At 42.7% G+C, this 3,675-nt stretch carries 2 protein-coding genes; both read left to right on the forward strand.

Annotation, left to right across the window (positions count from 1 at the left end):
• A partial coding sequence (locus H6S82_RS23670; RefSeq protein WP_347339538.1) for a DedA family protein occupies nucleotides 1–729 on the forward strand: 729 nt, incomplete at its 5' end.
• Nucleotides 730–815: 86 nt separating this feature from the next.
• The gene (locus tag H6S82_RS23675) at nucleotides 816–3,545 is read left to right on the forward strand and encodes a pentapeptide repeat-containing protein (protein ID WP_190465000.1); all 2,730 of its coding nucleotides are present in this window, start codon (nucleotides 816–818) and stop codon (nucleotides 3,543–3,545) included.
• Nucleotides 3,546–3,675 lie beyond the last annotated feature (130 nt).

The raw sequence follows: 3,675 nt of genomic DNA on the forward strand, positions 1-3,675 counted from the left end.
AGAGAAACCGGGTTTCTCACCATTTTACTTGTTCCCAGCTTGAATCTGGGAACCAAAAAAAGAGGCTCTGCCTCGCACTACATCCCCAACTATCAATTAACAATCCCCAAACTTATGCAGGAATGGATAACTAACACCATGACTTCCCTGGGCTACGTGGGAATCGGGCTACTGATGTTTTTAGAAAACTTATTTCCCCCTATTCCCTCCGAACTAATCATGCCGTTAGCAGGATTCACAATAGCTCAGAAACAGATGGCATTCTTCCCTGCAATTTTGGCGGGAGTAATCGGTACAATGCTGGGGGCGCTACCTTGGTACTATGTCGGCAAACTCGTCGGCGAAGAAAACTTGAAACGCTTAGCTGACAAGTACGGCAGGTGGATTTCTATATCTAGTAGAGATATTGAAAAAGCAGATAATTGGTTTGACAGACACGGGGAGAAAGCCGTGTTTTTTTGTCGCTTAGTACCGGGGGTTCGTACCTTAATATCCCTGCCGGCAGGTATGAGTGGGATGCACTTAGTACCGTTTTTAATTTACTCGACTGTTGGCACAACCTTGTGGGTGGGTTTGTTAACTTATACCGGGTATATTTTGGGAGAAAAATACGAGCTTGTCGATGAATATCTAGGCCCGGTTTCCAAAATAGTATTTGTTGGTCTTGTTGTGGCTTTTGTGGTTTGGATAGTGAGGAAAAGACAAAAGGCCAAAAGAAAAAATCTGTAATTTTGGTAAAGATTTGAATTACCAGACTTGCTAAGCAAAAGTCTGGTTTTAAAGCCAAGTTAAAATCTTATAATTTTTGAATCAAAATGGCGATTTATCGCCCAGAAGAAAACCGCAAGTTCATTACTACCGAATCAACCGGAAAAAGCGGACAGAGGGGTGAAAGTAGAGTTTGGTCAGCCGTTAAAATTGCTTTTGCAGATAGAGAATGTATTGCTTACTGGCGATATCCGATTTTTTCTCAGGTTGGTAAGACTCGCAAAGAACCTGATATTTTGATTGCTGATTTTGAACTCGGTCTAATTGTGATTGAGGTAAAATCGGTCAGAATTGACCAAATTGTTGCTATTAACGGACATCGCTGGGAATTTTGCAATTTTTACACCTCTGACGCGAGTCCTTATGCACAAGCAGAAAATCAGTTGTTCGCTTTGTTGGGATATTGCGATCGCGAACCTCTTCTTCGTCGTAAAGTAAATGGTAGAGTTATCATCGCTTTACCCTTAATTACCGAAAAACAATGGCGGGAAAAAGGTTTTCATCTACTTCCTTCTTGTCCTCCCATCATTTTTAAAGAAGATTTATTTAAATTGTCCTCTCCCCCAAGCCATCTAGTCGAAAGCGCGGGGAGTATGATTCCCCCCTTCCCGGCGAGGGAAAGGGGTTTAGCTATAATCATTCCACAAACCACTCCCATCATCAAAGGCGAAAATCTCAACGAGGAACAATGGAAATTATTGCTATCTGTATTAAGTGGAACACCAGTTTTTCGCCAATCTTCCAGCAGAATTATTCCCCAATTACAATTTCCTGAAGTTGTCTCTCCAATTCCAGAAAGTCGCACCAGCATTTTGGCGAAAGCGCGACAACAGTTATCGGAATTTGATATCCAACAAGAACGCATCGGTAAACAAATTCCTCCCGGCGCACAAAGAATTCGCGGTATTGCAGGTTCTGGTAAAACAGTCTTGCTGTGTCAAAAAGCTGCGAATATGCACCTCAAACATCCTGAATGGGATATTGCTTTAGTCTTTTTCAGTCGCAGTTTGTACGACCCCATCACCCAACAATTAGATAAGTGGTTGCGTCGGTTTAGTAGCGGTGAAATAAAATTCGATCGCACTAACCAAAAATTGCGAGTTCTTCACGCTTGGGGAGGAAAAAATCAACCCGGACTTTACAGCGTAATTTGCTCAGCAGCAGGTGTTCTCCCTCTCACAGTTTACGATACCGACAGCAAACAACCCAACGCATCTTTAGCCGAAGCTTGCACTCTGCTATTGCAAACAGTAGAAATTCCCCAAATATTTGATGCTATTCTCATCGATGAAGGTCAAGATTTAATTGTGGATGAGGAGTTGAAATTTGAGGGAAAGCAACCTTTTTACTGGCTGACATATCAATCTTTGCGACCCGTCGAACTCGAACATCCCGAACAGCGTCGGTTAATTTGGGCTTATGACGAAGCGCAAAGTTTGGAAAGTTTACATATGCCAACAGCGGGGGAATTATTCGGCGATGAATTGGCGCTTATGGTAACTGGTGAATATGCCGATGGTATCAAAAAAACTGAGATTTTGCAACGTTGTTATCGCACTCCTACCCCAATTTTAACAGTCGCACACGCAATTGGGATGGGATTGCTGCGACCTGGGGGAATGCTATCGGGAATTACTCGGAGTGAAGATTGGAAAGCGCTCGGTTATGAAGTAAAGGGTCGTTTTTCTCCCGGTCGGCAAATTACGCTGAAATGTGCGAGCGATCGCTCTGGTAATATCATACCACAACTTTGGGAAAAACCAGTATTGGAGTTTGATATTTATGACGATCGTCAATCGGAATTAACCGCTTTAGCGCACAACATTATATATAACCTCAAATGCGATCGTTTGAAACCAAGCCGGGAGATATTGGTAATAGTTTTAGGTTGTTTTGGAGAAGCGATCGAACTCGAAATTGAAGTCGCAGAGTTTTTGATGTCGCAAGGTATTGATATCTTCATTCCCGGCACAAGCAACTGCAATATCTTGACACCCTATCTAGAATATTCCAACCCCAACAAATTCTGGTGCGAAGGTGGCGTTACCGTCTCCCGCATCCACCGCGCCAAAGGCAACGAAGCCGACATGGTGTATCTAGTTGGTTTAGATAACATTGCCGAAAATGAGCGCAATGTCAAGCTACGCAATCAGTTATTTATTGCCTTAACGAGGACACGCGGTTGGTTGAAATTGAGCGGGATTGGCAACTATCCCATGTATGAAGAAATACGAAGTGCGATCGCAAGTGGCGACACTTTCAATTTTACCTTCAATCGACCACAAAAGCGAGCAATTAGCGTCACCAATGCGGGAGAATTGCTCAATCTATATGCCGCAGGCACGAGAAATTTTCAAAATGCAGATTGGCGAGGAATTCACTTAGCATATGCTAACTTACAAGATGCCAATTGTATCGGTACGCAGTTAAACAATGCCGATTTGCGAAACACCCAATTAGATGGTATAAAATTAGTAATTGCCGATTTGAGTAACGCCGATTTAAGTAATGCCAGTTTGCGAAAAGCAAAAATGATGGGTGCGATTTTGCGAAATGCCAATTTGAGTTATTCTGATTTAAGCCGCGCCGACTTAAGCGATGCCGATTTGCGGAATGCAAACTTAGTTGGCGCAAAGTTGGTAGGCGCTAACTTGAGTGGTGTCGATCTAAGAGGTGCTGATTTGACAGGTGCGGATATTGCGGGTGCTGAATTTAGCGATGTAAATTGGATGGGTACGAGAATGCCAGATGGTAAAATTTATGGTTACGGCAATTAATCTGTATATAAATATCGTAAAAATATACAAAATGTCACTTACCTAAAATAACCAATGAAACAACTCAGCTTATTTGAAGATCCACTACCCAAAGAAAAGCTCCCAACCAACCTCACGACTAATCGCCATC

The organism is Planktothrix sp. FACHB-1355 (genome assembly GCF_014748295.1).
GTDB classification, from domain to species: domain Bacteria; phylum Cyanobacteriota; class Cyanobacteriia; order Cyanobacteriales; family Aerosakkonemataceae; genus Aerosakkonema; species Aerosakkonema funiforme_A.

Excerpts from the sequence above, each read along its gene's own strand:
- H6S82_RS23675 (WP_190465000.1), top strand. The coding sequence starts at position 816 with ATGGCGATTTATCGCCCAGAAGAAAACCGCAAGTTCATTACTACCGAA.